This is a genomic window from Gaetbulibacter sp. PBL-D1, assembly GCF_050509525.1.
In the GTDB taxonomy this organism is placed as follows: Bacteria; Bacteroidota; Bacteroidia; order Flavobacteriales; family Flavobacteriaceae; genus Gaetbulibacter_B; species Gaetbulibacter_B jejuensis.
In genome coordinates this window covers 41,160-58,087 of the sequence record NZ_JBNWKB010000017.1, presented here as the reverse complement: position 1 = coordinate 58,087, position 16,928 = coordinate 41,160, and the positions used below count along the sequence as shown (strand labels likewise).

Annotated in this window: 15 protein-coding genes; 2 read left to right on the top strand and 13 right to left on the bottom strand. The window is 32.7% G+C overall.

The features are described from left to right. The first annotated feature begins 29 nt into the window (after positions 1–29). Positions 30–983, top strand: coding sequence for a hypothetical protein (locus ACQ0RB_RS13550; RefSeq protein WP_430499091.1), 954 nt, complete (start codon positions 30–32; stop codon positions 981–983). Here the strand turns inward: ACQ0RB_RS13550 and ribB are convergent. The 8 genes from ribB to pheT all read right to left on the bottom strand — a co-directional run bounded on the left by ribB (position 980) and on the right by pheT (position 11,546). Beyond that, a complete protein-coding gene (gene ribB, locus ACQ0RB_RS13545) occupies positions 980–2,131 on the bottom strand; it encodes a 3,4-dihydroxy-2-butanone-4-phosphate synthase (protein WP_129761750.1) in 1,152 nt (383 codons plus the stop codon). The genes ACQ0RB_RS13550 and ribB overlap by 4 nt on opposite strands. Positions 2,132–2,164: 33 nt before the next feature. After that, positions 2,165–4,141 carry an LptF/LptG family permease gene (locus tag ACQ0RB_RS13540; protein ID WP_430499089.1) on the bottom strand — a complete coding sequence of 659 codons (1,977 nt, stop codon included), beginning with the start codon at positions 4,139–4,141 and terminating at the stop codon, positions 2,165–2,167. A 10-nt stretch (positions 4,142–4,151) separates the two neighbouring features. Continuing rightward, positions 4,152–4,787, bottom strand: coding sequence for a LolA family protein (locus ACQ0RB_RS13535; protein WP_131509018.1), 636 nt, complete (start codon positions 4,785–4,787; stop codon positions 4,152–4,154). 17 nt (positions 4,788–4,804) lie between these two features. After that, positions 4,805–7,192, bottom strand: a complete 2,388-nt coding sequence (locus ACQ0RB_RS13530; RefSeq protein ID WP_430499087.1) for a DNA translocase FtsK — start codon at positions 7,190–7,192, stop codon at positions 4,805–4,807. 63 nt (positions 7,193–7,255) lie between these two features. Continuing rightward, on the bottom strand, positions 7,256–7,624 hold the full coding sequence (locus ACQ0RB_RS13525) for a diacylglycerol kinase (protein WP_129761754.1): 369 nt from the start codon (positions 7,622–7,624) through the stop codon (positions 7,256–7,258). A 7-nt stretch (positions 7,625–7,631) separates the two neighbouring features. Further along, positions 7,632–8,132, bottom strand: coding sequence for a thiol peroxidase (gene tpx / locus ACQ0RB_RS13520; RefSeq protein WP_129761755.1), 501 nt, complete (start codon positions 8,130–8,132; stop codon positions 7,632–7,634). Positions 8,133–8,224: 92 nt separating this feature from the next. Further along, positions 8,225–9,046: a phosphatase PAP2 family protein gene (locus tag ACQ0RB_RS13515; RefSeq protein ID WP_335976294.1), complete on the bottom strand. Its 822-nt coding sequence runs from the start codon at positions 9,044–9,046 to the stop codon at positions 8,225–8,227. A gap of 73 nt (positions 9,047–9,119) precedes the next feature. Then, entirely contained in the window at positions 9,120–11,546 is a 2,427-nt protein-coding gene (pheT, locus tag ACQ0RB_RS13510; protein ID WP_430499084.1) for a phenylalanine--tRNA ligase subunit beta, read from the bottom strand. A 241-nt stretch (positions 11,547–11,787) separates the two neighbouring features. Here pheT and ACQ0RB_RS13505 point away from each other — a divergent pair, with 241 nt between their 5' ends. Then, positions 11,788–13,017, top strand: coding sequence for a peroxiredoxin family protein (locus tag ACQ0RB_RS13505; protein ID WP_430499082.1), 1,230 nt, complete (start codon positions 11,788–11,790; stop codon positions 13,015–13,017). On the opposite strand, the gene ACQ0RB_RS13500 is transcribed toward ACQ0RB_RS13505, so the two are convergent. Genes ACQ0RB_RS13500 through ACQ0RB_RS13480 form a run of 5 tightly spaced genes read right to left on the bottom strand, consistent with a single transcriptional unit; the run spans position 13,012 to position 16,846 of the window. Beyond that, positions 13,012–13,821, bottom strand: a complete 810-nt coding sequence (locus ACQ0RB_RS13500) for a hypothetical protein (protein WP_129761759.1) — start codon at positions 13,819–13,821, stop codon at positions 13,012–13,014. The two genes, ACQ0RB_RS13505 and ACQ0RB_RS13500, sit on opposite strands and share 6 nt — an antisense overlap. A gap of 3 nt (positions 13,822–13,824) precedes the next feature. Next, positions 13,825–14,271, bottom strand: a complete 447-nt coding sequence (locus ACQ0RB_RS13495) for a 2-dehydro-3-deoxyphosphooctonate aldolase (RefSeq protein WP_129761760.1) — start codon at positions 14,269–14,271, stop codon at positions 13,825–13,827. A gap of 12 nt (positions 14,272–14,283) precedes the next feature. Then, a complete protein-coding gene (locus ACQ0RB_RS13490) occupies positions 14,284–16,152 on the bottom strand; it encodes a M1 family metallopeptidase (RefSeq protein WP_430499080.1) in 1,869 nt (622 codons plus the stop codon). Positions 16,153–16,161: 9 nt separating this feature from the next. Continuing rightward, complete coding sequence (locus tag ACQ0RB_RS13485) at positions 16,162–16,398, bottom strand: hypothetical protein (protein ID WP_129761762.1); 237 nt, start codon at positions 16,396–16,398, stop codon at positions 16,162–16,164. Continuing rightward, positions 16,391–16,846 carry an SRPBCC family protein gene (locus tag ACQ0RB_RS13480; protein WP_131509028.1) on the bottom strand — a complete coding sequence of 152 codons (456 nt, stop codon included), beginning with the start codon at positions 16,844–16,846 and terminating at the stop codon, positions 16,391–16,393. The genes ACQ0RB_RS13485 and ACQ0RB_RS13480 overlap by 8 nt, the downstream gene beginning before the upstream one ends. Between the last annotated feature and the right edge of the window lie 82 nt (positions 16,847–16,928).

Genomic DNA, 16,928 nt, shown 5'->3' with positions numbered 1-16,928 from the left:
TTTATATCAGTAATTTAATAATTTAAGTTATGAGAAAATTAAACCAGCTAATCTTATTTGTTTTAGTTTTTACAGTCTTTAATTGTAAGAATGACAAAAAAACAGAATCTGTTATTGAAGTAGCAGAACATGAAGAGACTGTAAAACTACCAACCAATACAATAGATATTTTAACAAGAAGTATGGAGTTTGTTATGGCAGATACTATTTCTTCTGGTTGGAATACTTTTAAGTATGACAATAGAGCAAATGAAACACACTTTTTTAGATTCGTTAAAATGCCAGAAGGCATAACTTCAGAAAATTTTAAAACTGAATCCGATCCAGTTTTTGAAGAAGGTATGGATTTAATAAACGAGGGTAAAACCGAAGAAGGCTTTGCTGCTTTTAGCAAATTACCAGAGTGGTTTAGCAAATGTATTTCTACAGGTGGTTCAGGATTGATTGCACCAAAAAGTAAAACCTATACTGCACTTTACTTGGAACCTGGTCTTTATAGTATGGAATGTTATGTAAAGATGCCTAATGGCAAATTTCACTCAACAATGGGAATGGTAAAGCAAGTATACGTAAGCGAAACAGATAGTGGAAATGTAGCTCCTAAAGCAACAGACACAATTGATATAAGAGAAGATGGATTTCATTTTAATAGACATATTCCAAAAGGAAAACATATTTTTCAGGTGAATGTTCTTAGTCAAAAACTACATGAAAACTTTGCCTCTACTGATGTGCATCTTGTAAAACTAGAACCTCATGCAAATAGAGACACTTTAGAGTCTTGGATGGTATGGTATGACCCAAAAGGGTTTATTACACCTGTTCCTAATGGTGTTGAGTTTTTAGGTGGTTTTAATGATGCAGTACAAGGCAGCACAGGCTATTTTTACGCCAATTTAAAACCAGGTAAATACGCTTTCATCGCTGAAGTACCAAATGCAAAAGCAAAAGGATTATTTAAAGAATTTGAAGTGTTAGATTAATACTTAACGTACTCAACAATTTCTAAACCATAACCAATCATACCAACACGTTTGGTTTGTTGGCTATTAGAGATTAAACGTAGTTTATGAATGTTTAAGTCATGAAGTATTTGAGCACCAATACCAAAGTCTTTACTGTCCATTTCAATTCTTGGAGCTTTTACAACTTCACCTTTAACCTGACTGTCTCTTAAAGCACTAAGACGTTTTAAAAGATTCATAGATTGTGATTGCTGGTTGATAAAGATAATAGCACCTTTGCCTTCTTCATTTATAACTTTAAACATATCATCCAACTTCTCATCGGCATTGTTAGTTAAAGTTCCTAAAATGTCATTGTTTACTAAAGTAGCATTAACTCGTGTTAATATGCTTTCATCGTTAGTCCAAGTTCCTTTGGTAAGTGCAATATGAATTTGATTATTGGTTGTTTGTTGGTATGCTCTTAATCGGAAACTTCCAAAACGAGTTTCAATGTTAAAGTCTTCTTTTTTATCAATTAAAGAATCGTGCTCCATTCTGTAAGCCACTAAATCTTCAATAGAAATTACTTTCAAGTCAAACTTTTCAGCCACTTTAACCAGTTGAGGTAAGCGTGCCATTGTGCCATCTTCATTTAAGATTTCAACAAGAATTCCTGCTGGTTTAAATCCTGCTAAACGTGCTAAATCTACAGCAGCTTCAGTATGACCTGTTCTACGAAGTACACCTCCATTTTTTGCTCTTAAAGGAAAGATATGACCAGGTCTTCCAAGGTCATGAGGTTTAGTGTCATCATCCACCAATGCTTTAATGGTTTTTGCTCTGTCGTGTACCGAAATTCCAGTGGTACATCCATGACCAATTAAATCTACAGAAACAGTAAATTGTGTATGGTGCAAAACAGTATTGTTTTGTACCATCATGTTAAGGTCTAAATCTTGACACCTATCTTCAGTTAAAGGCGCACAAATTAAGCCTCTACCATTAGTTGCCATAAAGTTAATCATCTCTGGAGTAACCGTTTCAGCAGCAGCTATAAAGTCGCCTTCGTTTTCTCTGTTTTCATCATCAACAACAATTACTACTTTACCATCACGAATATCATTAATGGCTTCTTCTATAGTATTCAATTCAATTTTCACGGATTGTTTTGCGGTTTTAAGCATAACGAGCATATATTTATGCTGCAAAGATATGGCTTATTTTATATTTTTTATGCTACTTTTTGATAACTCTTCTTTTACTCTGTTTTTTAACAAGAAGTAGGTTAAAGCATAAAAAGGCAGACCAATAAGCAGCAAAAAGTAATTGATTTTTTTATCACTCTCTTTGAGTGTGCTGAAAAACTTAGAAATCTTAATTGAAGATACTACAAAGTAAATCGCAAAGAATAATAGTGCAATTAAACCTAAGTTAAGTATAGTAACTGCTAATTCAGGAAGCTTATTGTTTTTAAATACAAAATGAAGTACTATAAAAACAGCAGCAATAGCATAAGACACAAATGTGGTTAACGAGTAGTCGTTAAAGTCTTTTGCAACTTTTTCAGAGGCTATAAAATTCTTATCAATGTTAATGCCTTTTTCAACTATTTCGCTTGTGTTTAAACCTAGTTTTTTAAGTTGCGCATAGGCTCTAGGTTTTACGGTTTCGTCGTAATCGTAGGATTCAAAGTTTTTAATAACATCTACTAGCTTATCTTCATTATAAGTTTCAAGCTTCTTATAACTTAGTAGAAGTGGATCATTTTCATCTTTGGGTTTTATTCTGAATAGTTTTTTAAGCGGATCTAATATGGAATCAAATTCAAATAAACCTCTATCTTTTGTGGCACGACGTGTTAAATAAATACTTAAAGGTAACATGATTAATGTCGAGAGCCATGTTGCAAAAACAGGATTGAAAGACCCATCCTGAGAACTGTTTTTAGAAAAAATTCCTATAAAATGGTAGGTCAAAAACAATAATATTGCAATAACCAAAGGTAAACCAATACCTCCTTTTCTTATTAGTGCACCAAGAGGAGCGCCAACAAAGAATAGAATTATACAAGCAAATCCTAGTGCGTATTTTTCGTGTAATGAAATGATGTGCTTGTTTAGCCACTTGGTTTTACTGGTAGCTGCAAATGATTTAGATTCTATAATTTGATTAGTACTATTAACTGTATTTGTAGCCAAATTAAGAAGTTGAACTTTGGTTTTTGTATCAAATAACTCTAGGACTTCACCTGTGTAATTAGAATCTTTTTTGGTTTGAATGTCGTCTTTTAAATTGGCAATAGATGTTCTTTCATAAAGCGTTTTAGAAAAATCTTTAAAGTCATTTGATTTTTCATTGTAAAGACTATCTATAGTGTAGTTTAGGTCGCTCACATCAAGCATGTTAAACCTGCTTTCGTAACTCTTTTCCTCGTAATCTACATCGTTTAGTCCTTCTAAATCAACATTTATAACGTACTTCTCAAAGTAACTTTTTACATGTGGTTTTTTTACATTTTGTTTTGGGTCGTTACTAATAACTTCGTCATAGTAATTACCATTGTAAAGTACTAATTGTAAAATATTAGAGTTTTCACTACTTATCAGTTCTCCAGTTTCAGAAGAAATTACAGTATAGTTCCCAACTCTTTTCGTGTTTTTTTTATGTATGTAAACATTTTTTAAGTACTGGCCTTTTTCACCACTTTTTTCTTCTACTTTAATATTGTAGTTACCAACTTCGTTAAACTGCCCTTCGGCAATTGCCATAGCAGGTAGGGTTTTGGCAATGTTTTTTCTTAAGTTATAAAAGTTATAGTTTGCCCAAGGAATAACGTTGTTAGCAAAGAAAAATGTAACTACAGCAAGTATGAGTATAAAAACACTTAAGCCTCTCATTGCTCTTTGTAATGAAATACCTGTAGATTTCATCGCGGCAAATTCATAGTTTTCGGCAAAGCTACCAAACACCATTATTGAGGCTAAAAGAATAGTAAGCGGTAAAATTAGAGGAATAAGGGTAGGAGTTACATATACAAGAAACTTAAGTATTACAGAAACCGCTAAATCTTTTCCTGCAAGTTCACTTATATACAACCAAATAGATTGTAAAACAAAAATGAGCATGAGTATCACAAACACGCTCATAAATGTTTTTAAGTACGTTTTAAGTATGTACCTATCAAGTATTTTCATTAATTAAAGCCTAATCCAATTTATTGATGTAGTAATCTTTATACTTATTCTCATCAAAAGTAAATAAGGATTTTGAAATCGGCTCATTAGTTTTAAAAGAATTAACAGTTAAAGTTGTTTTTGTTCCATTTTTACCAACTTCAATAAGGTTGTAAATATGCTTGGTTTGTGCATCAATACCTAATAAAACTTGCTTAATTTCAGAATTAGTATCAATAGGACTTAGTTTTACATATTGAATTTTTCTACCATTTACATTTTGAACAATATCCATTGTGTATGTGTAACCATCTTCGTAAAAAGATAACATTTTACTAGGTGTGATTGTGCTTTCATCTTCAGAATTATCTGAAGAAATAGTTACTTCTTCATCATCAGGACTTATCGTATAAAGGGTTTTACCATCAAAAATTCTAGTAGCTCCTAAAATGTTAAGTCTGTATTTTTCACCTTGCATTACAACATCACCACGAGTTTCTTGGTCAATGTTTTCGCTTGTATTTTTTAATGCATATTTAAAGTCAATACTAATGTTTTCATAGCTTTTAATCTTTGCGCTAACTTCATTAAGTAAGTTTTTAGCTGAATTTTGTGCTACTGTGCTAAAACTGATTAAAAGGACTAATGCTATTACAATTTTTTTCATCATTATGTTTTTTGTGCCTAAAGGCTTTCGTTTTCTAATAGTTGGTCTAATGCTGCTAAATCTGGTACTAAAACCTGACGTGCTTTACTGCCTTCAAAACCACCAACAATACCAGCAGCTTCAAGTTGGTCAATTAACCTTCCAGCTCTGTTGTAACCTAATTTTAATTTACGTTGCAACAATGATGCTGAACCTTGTTGTGCAGTTACAATTATTTCGGCAGCTTCTCTAAACAGCTTATCTCTGTCTTCTATATCTATATCAATACTTGTGCCACTTTCTTCACCAACATACTCTGGTAAAAGGTAAGCATCTGGATATGCTTTTTGTGCACCAATAAATTCAGTGATTTTTTCTACTTCTGGTGTGTCAACAAAAGCACATTGTATTCTTATAATGTCGTTTCCTTGAGTGTAAAGCATATCTCCTCGACCAATAAGTTGGTCTGCTCCAGCTCCATCTAAAATAGTACGTGAGTCTATTTTTGAAGTTACTCTAAAAGCGATACGAGCAGGGAAGTTTGCTTTAATAATACCTGTAATAACGTTAACCGATGGACGTTGTGTAGCAATAATTAGGTGAATACCAATGGCACGAGCTAATTGTGCTAAACGCGCAATTGGAGTTTCAACTTCTTTTCCTGCTGTCATAATTAAATCGGCAAACTCATCAACAACCAAGACAATATATGGTAAGTATTGATGTCCATCGTTTGGATTTAATTTTCTAGCTTTAAACTTTTCGTTGTATTCTTTAATGTTACGACACATTGCGTTTTTAAGCATTTCGTAACGATTATCCATTTCAATACACAAAGAGTTTAACGTGTTAATCACTTTAGTGTTATCGGTAATTATGGCTTCCTCACTATCGGGTAGTTTTGCCAAATAATGACGCTCAATTTTATTGAATAAAGTAAGTTCTACTTTTTTAGGATCAACCAACACAAACTTAACTTCTGCAGGATGTTTTTTATACAATAGCGAAGTTAAAACTGCATTTAAACCTACTGATTTTCCTTGTCCTGTAGCACCTGCCATAAGTAAATGAGGCATTTTTGCTAAGTCTACAACCATAGTTTCATTGCTAATGGTTTTACCAAAAGCAATAGGCAATTGCATGTCAGATTTTTGAAATTTTTGCGAAGCAATTACCGAACGCATGGAAACAATAGTTGAGTTTTTGTTTGGCACCTCAATACCTATGGTTCCTTTTCCTGGAATAGGAGCAATAATACGAATTCCTAATGCTGAAAGCGATAATGCAATATCATCTTCAAGGTTTTTGATTCTTGAAATTCTTACTCCAGCTTCAGGGACAATTTCATAAAGTGTTACTGTTGGTCCAATAGTAGCTTTAATGTTAGAAATTCCAATTTTGTAGTTATTCAGGGTTTCTACAATTCGGTTTTTGTTTTCTTCTAGCTCTTCTTGGTTTATGGTGATACCTTCAGAATCGTATTTTTTTAACAAATCTAAAGGCGGAAATTCAAACTTACTAAGTTCTAGTGTTGGGTCAAACTGTCCGAAATCTTCAACGAGCTTATTTGATAAGTTATCAGCTTCAGAAATTTCTTCTTCAAATTGTTCAATCTCTATTTCTACGTCTTCTTTAACCTCTTCAGTAACTTCAACTTTTATAGGCTCTTTTTTAGGTTCTGGTTTTGAATGGTTTTCAATAGTTGGCTCTAGGGTGTCTTGAACATTAAGCTCAAAAGCAGATTTGATATCTTCAGCTTCGGCAGTTAGGTCATTATCTACAGCAATTGAAGTATCATCATCAGAGGTAGTGTTGAACTCATTTTTAAGGTCTTTTTTGGCACGTTTAAAAAGGTTTACAAAGGTTTGACCTGTAAATTTAAATCGGATAGCTAAATAAGAAATCAACCCAAAAAGTAGGAGTAGAGCTGTACCAATTTTACCAATATAATCTTGGAAATAAGAGTTCATTTCAAAGCCTATGGTTCCTCCAAGTATGTTGTATTTATGTGTGAAAAAACCAAAAAATATGGATAACCAAATAACAATGAGTGTTCCCCATATCCAGTGTTTTCTTAGCTTAGTTTTATTAATATCTAGTGTAACGTAAACACCTGAAAGGAATAGTAAACCTGAAAAGATAAACGATGCAATACCAAATCCTTTAGTGATAAACAATTCGCTTAACCAAGCACCAATAACATTCATCCAGTTTTCGGCTTCTTGCTCGCGAGAAGGAAATTGACTAACAATGCTTTGGTCTGCTTTTCCACTAAATAAAAACGACAAGAAAGCTATAAAGAGTATGATACCAAATATCATCAACAAACTACCAAAAATTAATTTTTGTTGGCTTGTTAATGTTAAATTCGGCTTTTTAAATTTAGAAGTTTTACTGCTTTTAGTTTTGGTTTTCTTCTTCGCCATCAACGCATTGTTAGATTAAAACAAAAATACAAATTACTAACGTTTATCCTAACGTAATTAGTATTAAAACAACTTTGGGATATAAATCACCAAAGCGCCTATAATAGCTGTAACCGATGCGATAAAAACTGCTCCAGCAGCTATGTCTTTTATTCTGCCAATTGACTTGTGATGTTCAGGATGAATAAAATCTGCAATATATTCAACAGCAGTATTAACACCTTCAATACTTATTACTAAACCAATAAACGCTATTTGAAATAACCATTCGGTAGTAGAAATATTAAAATAAAATCCAGCAGCAGTAACTAGAATAGCTACTACTATCTGAATTTTTATACTTGCTTCAGTTTTGATTAAGTAAGCAGCACCTTTATAGGCAAAACCTACGCTTTTTAATCTGTTTTGTAAAAAAGACTCCTTTTTGGGCATTTGTAAATTAAGATAAAGCGTCTAATGCAGCTTTGTAGTTAGGTTCGTCTACAATTTCAGCAACTTGCTCAGTATGTGTAACAACACCATCAGCATTGATTACTACAATACATCTAGAGTGTAAAGCTTCTAATGGACCATCAGTAAAATCTAAGCCATAAGCTTTCCCAAAACTGCCATCTTTGTAATCAGATAAACTAATCACATTATCTAGTCCTTCAGCACCACAAAAACGTGATTGTGCAAAAGGTAAATCTTTAGAGATGCACAATACTTTAGTGTTGTTTAAGCTACTTGCTTCTTTGTTAAAAGTTCTTACAGATTGAGCACAAGTACCAGTATCAACACTTGGGAAGATGTTTAAAATTACATTGCTGCCTTTAAAATCATTTAACGATTTACTGCCTAAATCGTTTGTGGTAAGGGTGAAATCTGGAGCTTTAGAACCAACAGATGGTAAAGTTCCTGAAGTATGTATTGTATTTCCTTTTAAAGTTACGGTTGCCATAATATTGTGATTTTTTATTTATGCTAAAATTAATGATTATTTGAGGCTTAATCATTAAAAAAAGTATAATATTTTTAAAATTGAAGTTTAAATTAAAACGTACCTACTAAACCTATTTGGTTGGTACTGAATTTAATATTCCAGCTGATTTGTTTTTCTCTTTTAGGAGTGTTGTAAGCATTTTCATCGTTTAAAAACTTATCAATACTATCTACAACAACTATACTAACAATTGCACTAAAAGCAATGTCAGTAACCCAATGCGCATCATCAATAATTCTTGATATTGGAGGAATTGCTCCAACGGTATAAATACCTGCTTTAACCCAAGGGTTTTTAAATTGTTTGGCAATTGAATGTGCCATAGTTACAGAAAGAATAGTATGTCCCGAAGGAAAGGATCTAAAAGCGGCTTCGCCTGAAAAGGGTTTAAAAGTGTAGTTGTCATAACCAGAACCAGGACGAGCTCTACCAATTGCAGCTTTACTAACAGTTTGTATTAAACCTGTAGTTATAGATGATGATATAATTAAAACACTAGTTTTACGGACTTTTTCATTTTTAGTAAATATCCCAAACGCATATAAACCTGCATTTGCCATAAAGTAGTTTTGTGGACTACCAAAATACCAACCAAAATCTCTTAATGGTGTAGGGAAGTCGTCTTTATTGTTTAAAGCAAAGTCACGAATAGGCTCATCCGCTAAACTAAGTGCTGCAGTACCTGCAACAAATAAACCAAGCTTTTCAAAATCTTTAGACTTCCAATGTAGCGGTCTAGTAAAAGAATGTCCTACACCTTTTAAAGTGTATTTAAAATCATGCTTTGCTAATTGCCATATTGAAGTAGAGTCTTGCTCTTGTACATCAATAACAAGCTGTTGCGCTACAGAGTTGTTGTAGGTAAACAGCATTATAGCTAGAACTGTTAATACTTTAAATCTAAGAAGCACTCTCTTTATTACAATTAAGCGTGTTGGTATTGGTTTATCTTAATTCAGCTCCAAGTTGCTTTTCAAAATTAGATTGCAACTTGTTCATAATTTTATCTATTTGCTTATCTGTAAGTGTTTTGTGCTCGTCTTGTAATGTAAAACTCACAGCATAACTCTTTTTACCTTTTGGAAGGTTTTTACCTTGATATACATCAAACAAATCAACATCTTTAAGAAGCTGTTTTTCAGTTTGCATAGCAATAGTATCTATTTGCTCAAAAGTAACATTATCATCAAGTAACAACGCAAAATCTCGTCTTACTTCTGGGTATTTAGGAATGTCTTTAAAAGTAATGTTATTCTGTTTAACAGTTTCTAAAATGTTACCCCAATTAAAATCAGCAAAAAGTACGCTTTGGGCTATTCCAAAATGTTTCAATACTTTTTTACCGATTAATCCAAATTCTACTAGTTTGACTTTTCCTTTAGATAAAGAAATACCTTCACTAAAAACATCATTTTTAATAGGAGAAACTTTTAACGAAGTTATACCAAGACGTTCTAAAACAGCAGTAATAGTTCCTTTTAGGTAAAAGAAATCACTTTGTTGTGTTGGAGCGTTCCAACGTTCAGTATTTCTGTTTCCGCTAACAAAAAGAGATAAGTGTTTGTGCTCTTCACGATTACCATTGTAGTTGTGATAAGTTTTACCAAACTCATATAATTTAAGGTTGTCTCTTTTTCTGTTGATGTTATGACTTACAGCTTCTAAACCAGAAAACAGTAGACTTTGACGCATAACGCTTAAATCGTTACTCAACGGATTAAGCATTTCTACATTATGCTCGTCGTTTAAGTTTTGCGTTAAAGCAATGTATTTTGGATTTGTAAGTGAATTTGCCATAATCTCATAAAATCCTTGAGCAGACAATTGATTACCTACAATATTTTGCAATTTATAATCTTCAAAACGCGATGAGTTTGAAATTGAAGCATTTAGTTTTTCAGTGGTTTTAATGTTGTTGTAACCATAAACTCTCAAGATTTCTTCAATAACATCAGCTTCACGTTGTACGTCATTTCTATAGGCAGGAACTGTTAGTCCTAAACCAGCTTCAGTAACGTTATTTACTTTAATGTCTAAGGACGTAAGTATTCTTTTGATAACTTCTTTAGGAATTTCCTCTCCAATAAGTTTTTTAGCGTTTTCAAAACTTAAACGTACCTGAAAATCTTCAATTTTATTTGGATACATGTCAATAACGTCACTCGTTATTTCGCCACCAGCAATATCCTGAATTAATAATGCAGCACGTTTTAGTGCATATTCAGTAATGTTAGGGTCAATACCACGTTCAAACCTAAAAGAAGCATCAGTATTTAAACCGTGTCTTTTAGCTGTTTTTCGCACACTTACAGGATTGAAATAAGCACTTTCTAAAAAGATACTAGTTGTACTTTCGGTTACTCCAGACTCTATACCACCAAAAACACCAGCAATACACATAGGTTTTTCGGCATCACAAATCATTAAATCTTCTTCATGTAACTCGCGTTCTACTTCATCTAAAGTTGTAAACTTAGTACCTTTAGGTAGCGTTTTTACAATAACTTTATTTCCTGTAATCTTATTAGCATCAAAAGCATGTAAGGGTTGACCAAGTTCATGAAGTACATAGTTGGTGATATCTACAACATTATTTTTTGGCGCTAAACCAATGGCTTTTAATCGGTTTTGTAACCAAGCAGGAGATGCTTCAACTTTTATTCCAGAAATTGTAACTCCGCAATAACGAGGAGCTAGTTCTTTATCATTAACTTCTACATCAATTTTTAAAGTTCTGCTATCTACATGAAACGCACTTACTGAAGGTGTTATCAACTCAAGATTAATATCCTTTTGAAGTAAGCCAGCTTTGAGGTCTCTTGCAGTACCAAAATGACTCATTGCATCAGCTCTATTAGGAGTTAACCCAATTTCAAAAACATGGTCGTTTTCTACTTTGAAAATTTCAGAAGCTAATGCGCCAACCTTTATTTTTTCATCTAGAACTAAAATACCTTCATGAGACGATCCTAGACCAAGTTCATCCTCAGCGCAAATCATTCCGTGGCTTTCTTCACCTCTAATTTTTCCTTTTTTGATTTTCCAAGCTTCACCTTCGCTTGTGTAAAGTGTAGTTCCTATAGTAGCGACAGGTACTTTTTGACCAGCAGCAACATTAGGTGCTCCACAAACAATTTGTAAAGGCGTTTCTTCACCAATATTTACAGTAGTAACTTTTAGTCTGTCAGCATTTGGGTGTTGTACACAGGTAAGAACCTCTCCAACAACTATACCTTCAAGTCCACCTTTAATGGATTGAAACGACTCAATACCTTCAACTTCCAAGCCTAAATCAGTTAGGAGTTCTCCAGTTTTTTCAGGACTCCAATCTGTTTTTATAAACTGCTTTAACCAATTATATGAAATCTTCATGTGATGTTTTAAATAGAATCGACAAAGATAAAACATTGCTGCAATGATTCAAATATTGCTAACTAATTTCTGTTTTTATTATTGTGAATAATAAATTTGTAGTTAGTCACTTACTTTTTGAGTAATAATTGCTCCTATATAAAAGATTTTAGTCTGCTATTGAATTTTTTAATGCTCGATGTTTGTTTTTGTGTTGCACCTTGTTTTTCTTTGGAGAGTATATAATTAATCCATTTTATTTATGCAAAAATACCTCACTTTGCTACTTATATTGCTTATAGTGTCGTGTAAAGACAATCCTGAAAAGCTAAAAACAGGAAACTATAGAGCAACGCTTAAAGTCAATGACACTTTAAACTTACCGTTTAACTTTGAAGTAACTGCACCTAAGTCCATTAAAATATTTAATGCTGAAGAAGTTATTTTAGTAAATGAGATTACTTATGCTAACGACTCGGTAATTATTCAAATGCCAGTTTTTGACGCTTATTTAAAAGCGAAGATAGAAGGCGATATGCTTAAAGGATTTTATGTAAAAGAGGACTTGAATCGTGTGGTTGATTTTGAAGCGGAGTTTGGCAACTCTGAGCGATTTGCTACAAGCGAAAGAGTCTCTAAATATACAGTTGAAGGGAGTTGGGAAACGCTTTTTAGCCCAAACTCTGAAGAAGATAAATACATAGCTAAAGGTATTTTTAAGCAAGATGGAAATAAAGTAACAGGAACTTTTAGAACCACAACTGGCGATTACAGATATCTTGAAGGTGTTATTAATGCTAATAAATTAAGTTTGTCAACCTTTGATGGTGCACATGCATTTTTATTTACTGCTACAGTAACTGATAGTACAATGGAAGGTATGTTTTACTCTGGATCACATTGGAAAGAGCCTTTTGTAGCAAATAGAAATGACACTTTTGAATTACCTAACGCTAACGATTTAACCTATTTAAAAGAAGGTTATGATGCGTTGGAGTTTTCTTTTCCTGATGCATCAGGTGAAATGGTGTCTTTAGCTGATGAGCAGTTTAAAGATAAAGTGGTTGTGGTGCAAATTATGGGTAGCTGGTGTCCTAACTGTTTGGATGAAAGTAAATTTTATTCTGAATATTATAAGAACAATCAAGATAAAGATATTGCTTTTGTTGCACTTGCTTTTGAGTATTCTAAAACTGAAGAAAAAGCCTTTAATAGTATAAAACGATTACAAAATGATGTTGGGATTGAATATCCTATACTATTGGCACAATACGGAACCTCTAATAAAACCAAAGCACAAGAGAAACTACCAATGTTAAACCATGTATTGTCTTATCCAACATCCATTTTTATAGATAAAAAAGGAGCAGTAAGAAAAATTCATACAGGATTTAATGGTCCTGCTACAGGTGAAAAATATATTGAGTTTAAAACCGAGTTTGGCAGTTTTGTAAATGAGTTGTTAGCAGAAGACACTAAAATTATATTATAACTCTTCGTAGTTTATATAGACCGAAGTAGTGAGTTTTCCTTTTTTGTCAAAAATCTCTAATCGTTTAAGTTGGTCTTTTTCGTCATTTTTGGTTATAGAATAATATCCTTTTTTCTTAATAATTGTTATTCCATAATTTATGCCTCTAGCTTCAGTATGATATGTTTTTTTAATAACTCTATGAGCTATTTCTTGAGTTTCGGTTTGTAGTTCTAAGTTGCCTTTATTGTTGGTTTTGAAGTATTTTTTAGTTTTTCCATCATCTGAATAAATAAACTTTTCAATTTTAATTATGTCTTGGTTAACATTATACCAATGTCTTTGTGTAACTTCACCATGCTTGTTATAGTTGGCCTCAAAGCTTAAATAATAGTTGCCGTTTTTTTTATTATAAAGTTTAGTATTGTTACCAAACTCATCATAAGTTCTTTTTTGGTCATTTAGAGTGTCACCTTTTCTTATTTGGTAATAATTAGTTCTGTTACCTTTGTCATCATATAGATAGACTATGTAATCTAATGTGTCTTTTTCAGAAGTAATTATTGCTGATACATATTTCTTATCAGTATCTATTAATGTTACTGTTTTAGAGCCTTTGTCTAAAGCTGAAGAAAGTGTATTGGTATTATGTAGGACATTCCAATTTTCATCGTAATATGTAACAAGCTTTCTGTGTTCAAGGGTGTCTTTCTTTTTATAAACAGTCGATAATATTGTTTTTATATGCTTTGTGCCTTCAGGATAATCTTGTGAAAAAGATGTTTTGAAAATAAATAATACACAACAAAAAAGTAGTAGTCTCATAGTTTATTTTCTTAACCCAAACCCTTTAGGCGCTTTTAGTTTTGAGGAATCATACATGTTTATATATATTGAAACAGTATCCTTTGAACCTTCCCAAGTCACTCTGTAATTGTCTAACATAGCATGACCCATTATTCCATTTTCACTTTTTACAGGACAGCAGCTTCCTGCTCTGTAATAAGAAACGGTTTCACCATTTGGTCCTGTTAAGGCATTAAGGTATCTGCGTTCGTTCATCGGACCTTCATTTTCACTCACTCCTCCAACTTCAACAGCATTTTTAGGAGAATATCCATAACTGTCATCGGTTGAAATTTCAGTCACCAAAAACATATATTCGTTAACTAAAATTTGAGCTTGATTTTTAGAGGTTTCCTTTATTGCACTTTTGGACGAAGAGCAAGCAATTGTAGCAATGCAAACTAAAATGAGTAAAACAATTTTTTTCATTCTATACTTTTTTTATTCAGGACTATAACCTAGTAGCTTGTCAATTGTACCAGCAGTAACTGAGTGGTAATTAGGTCTTGCTTTTTTGTAAATAACAAGAGCTTCATCAACCCTGTTGGCATTCTTAAACGCTCTAAATAGTGTTTCAACATACCAACGTCTTCCTACACGAGTTAAAAAGCTGTCAATGTTTTTGTCTACATTATTGTTGTGGTAATTGTGTTTTATAGCTTGCTCAAACCATACCATAGCTATGTGCGAATTGCTTGCGTTTGAAAAATCAAAAGCATTATCAAGCATTGCTAATTGTTTAGTGGTAATGTCTTCAGGTAAATTTCTCACAAAGTGAACCCATTCTTGTGTAGTCCAATTTTCGGTTAAAGGTTTGTAAACAGCAGTTCTTAAAATAAACTGATCAATAGCTTCTTCAACTTTTTTAAACTTATCTGATACAATTTTAGATTGATTATCAGGAACACCTGGTTGATAAATCCATTCTTCAACATTAAAAGTGATATTGTTTTTTTGTAACAAGTTAGTATTAAGATACTCTACAAAATCTTCGGTTGTAAGTGTAGAAAAAGCATGTGTATTAAAATAGTCTTTAATGAACGCATCAAATTTTTCTCTTCCTACGGTTTCTTCTAGTGTTCTTAAAAACAAATAACCTTTATCGTAAGCGATACTGTTCATGCCATCATCAGGATTTTGTCCTTTTAGGTCTAGTTTCAGTTTTGTAGCTTCAGGAGTATCTTTTAAGGCTTCAATTTCTTCGGTAAGATCTTGTCTTCCTATGAGTGCAATCATATTTGCTCTGTCTTTTCCATAAAGTGCCTCCATGATTCTTATTTCAAAATAAACTGTAAAACCTTCGTTAAGCCAAAAGTCATTCCATGTAGCGTTGGTTACTAAATTACCAGACCAAGAGTGTGCTAATTCATGAGCGATTAAAGAGGTTAAACTTTTATCTCCTGCAATTACTGTAGGTGTAGCAAAAGTAAGTCTTGGGTTTTCCATACCACCAAAAGGAAAACTAGGAGGTAGGACAATTACATCAAACTGATCCCAGTCATATGTTCCATATAAATTTTCAGCAGCTGCAACCATGTTTTCCATATCAGAAAACTCATAGTGAGCAGCTTCAATCATAGATTTTTCTGCATAAACTCCTGTTCTGTCGCTAACCGGTTTGTATTCAATATCACCTACAGCTAAAGCAATAAGGTAAGGCGATATGGCTTGTTTCATTTTAAAATGATAAACGCCATCTTTGGTCTTTTCTTTTGGGTTTTCGGCACTCATTACTGCCATTAACTCAACAGGCACTTTTACTGTAGCATCATAAGTAATTCTAACTTGAGGACTGTCTTGAATTGGTATCCAAGTACGTGTTAATATAGCTTGACCTTGAGTGAATAAAAACGGATGATTTTTGTCAGCTGTTTGTTGAGGACTAAGCCATTGTAGCGCTTCTGTTTTGTTGGTAGTGTTGTAATTAACACTAATGGTTTTAGTGTCTTCTTTGATAGTGATAGTAAGAGGTTTACCAAGTTGCTCATTAAATTCACCTAATGAAAACTCGGTTGGTTGTCCATCAGCTAAAACCGATTGTATTTCTAGGTATTTAGTGTCTAATACAATGGTATTAGAGTTATTGTTTTTTATATCATAAGTAGCGGTTCCTGAAACTCTTTCAGTATTAAAGTCTACTTCAATGTCTAAATTTAAATGTGTTATTACTGCTTTGTTAGGTTGAGCAAAAGAGTGTGGTTCTTCAACGTAAGTCTTGGTAGGTTCTTGTGCTTGTTCTGACGCTTTTTCTTTTTTGCAATTTGTAAATAAGGCAAGTGCTGTTGATAATAGTAAAAAGGTTTTTTTCATGAGTAAATATTAATTATTGTACACTTGACCTCTATGAGGTTTAAGTGCATCTCTTACAGGTTTCATGTTGTTTTCGTCTATAACTAAAAATGCAATTGCATGCATATCGTTAATGGCTTCAAAACCTGTTATTGTAACGTTAAGTTTTTGAATGTTAATATATTCTTTTAAGTGAATTTCATGGTGTTTAGCGGTTTGCAGTGCAGCTGGACCTCTAAAATCCCAAATGAGTTTTAGTTTACGCATTGGCAACAGATGTTCCGTTTTCAACAAAATTTTTAAAATCTTGCATGTAAAGTAACGATTGTTTTTTAAAAGCTTTAGGCATAAGCTTAGTCATAATTTTCATAAAGAAGTTTAAAGGGATAAACTCACTTTTAGATGTCCAAATAGTATGGCCTTCGCTATTTTCTTTAAAGTAATTTTCCTGGATGTTATTCATGCTATTGGTAGCATAAGTTGCATGAAATTCATGAGGTAGGTTTCTATAAGTAATGGTTTCAATAAGCTCCATATCTCTTTTACCCATTTTGTATTTCAGCTTCATTTTTGCACCAAATTCTCCAGGAGTACCCGAAATATGTTCGGCAGATACCAAACCACGTTGCCAATGTTTAAGGTTTTCAGGATTGTCTAGTTTTCTGATAACCGTATCAATAGGACTTTCAATAATGATTTCGGTAGTATACTTCATGATAGTATAATTTAAACGGACTAAATATAGTTAGTTTTTTTAAGTAAAATGTAAAAGTGATGTAAAAGCATGTTGTTTAATA

What these genes read in the sequence shown, in the direction of transcription:
- ACQ0RB_RS13485 (WP_129761762.1), bottom strand. Translation starts at nt 16,398, where the DNA reads ATGCGTAAACTAAAACTCATTTGGGATTTTAGAGGTCCAGCTGCACTG.
- ACQ0RB_RS13515 (WP_335976294.1), bottom strand. Translation starts at nt 9,046, where the DNA reads ATGCTGTTTACCTACAACAACTCTGTAGCGCAACAGCTTGTTATTGAT.
- ACQ0RB_RS13500 (WP_129761759.1), bottom strand. Translation starts at nt 13,821, where the DNA reads ATGAGACTACTACTTTTTTGTTGTGTATTATTTATTTTCAAAACATCT.
- ACQ0RB_RS13480 (WP_131509028.1), bottom strand. Translation starts at nt 16,846, where the DNA reads ATGAAGTATACTACCGAAATCATTATTGAAAGTCCTATTGATACGGTT.
- ACQ0RB_RS13490 (WP_430499080.1), bottom strand. Translation starts at nt 16,152, where the DNA reads ATGAAAAAAACCTTTTTACTATTATCAACAGCACTTGCCTTATTTACA.
- ACQ0RB_RS13495 (WP_129761760.1), bottom strand. Translation starts at nt 14,271, where the DNA reads ATGAAAAAAATTGTTTTACTCATTTTAGTTTGCATTGCTACAATTGCT.
- ACQ0RB_RS13535 (WP_131509018.1), bottom strand. Translation starts at nt 4,787, where the DNA reads ATGAAAAAAATTGTAATAGCATTAGTCCTTTTAATCAGTTTTAGCACA.
- ACQ0RB_RS13530 (WP_430499087.1), bottom strand. Translation starts at nt 7,192, where the DNA reads ATGGCGAAGAAGAAAACCAAAACTAAAAGCAGTAAAACTTCTAAATTT.
- ribB (WP_129761750.1), bottom strand. Translation starts at nt 2,131, where the DNA reads ATGCTTAAAACCGCAAAACAATCCGTGAAAATTGAATTGAATACTATA.
- ACQ0RB_RS13540 (WP_430499089.1), bottom strand. Translation starts at nt 4,141, where the DNA reads ATGAAAATACTTGATAGGTACATACTTAAAACGTACTTAAAAACATTT.
- pheT (WP_430499084.1), bottom strand. Translation starts at nt 11,546, where the DNA reads ATGAAGATTTCATATAATTGGTTAAAGCAGTTTATAAAAACAGATTGG.
- ACQ0RB_RS13505 (WP_430499082.1), top strand. Translation starts at nt 11,788, where the DNA reads ATGCAAAAATACCTCACTTTGCTACTTATATTGCTTATAGTGTCGTGT.
- ACQ0RB_RS13525 (WP_129761754.1), bottom strand. Translation starts at nt 7,624, where the DNA reads ATGCCCAAAAAGGAGTCTTTTTTACAAAACAGATTAAAAAGCGTAGGT.
- ACQ0RB_RS13550 (WP_430499091.1), top strand. Translation starts at nt 30, where the DNA reads ATGAGAAAATTAAACCAGCTAATCTTATTTGTTTTAGTTTTTACAGTC.
- tpx (WP_129761755.1), bottom strand. Translation starts at nt 8,132, where the DNA reads ATGGCAACCGTAACTTTAAAAGGAAATACAATACATACTTCAGGAACT.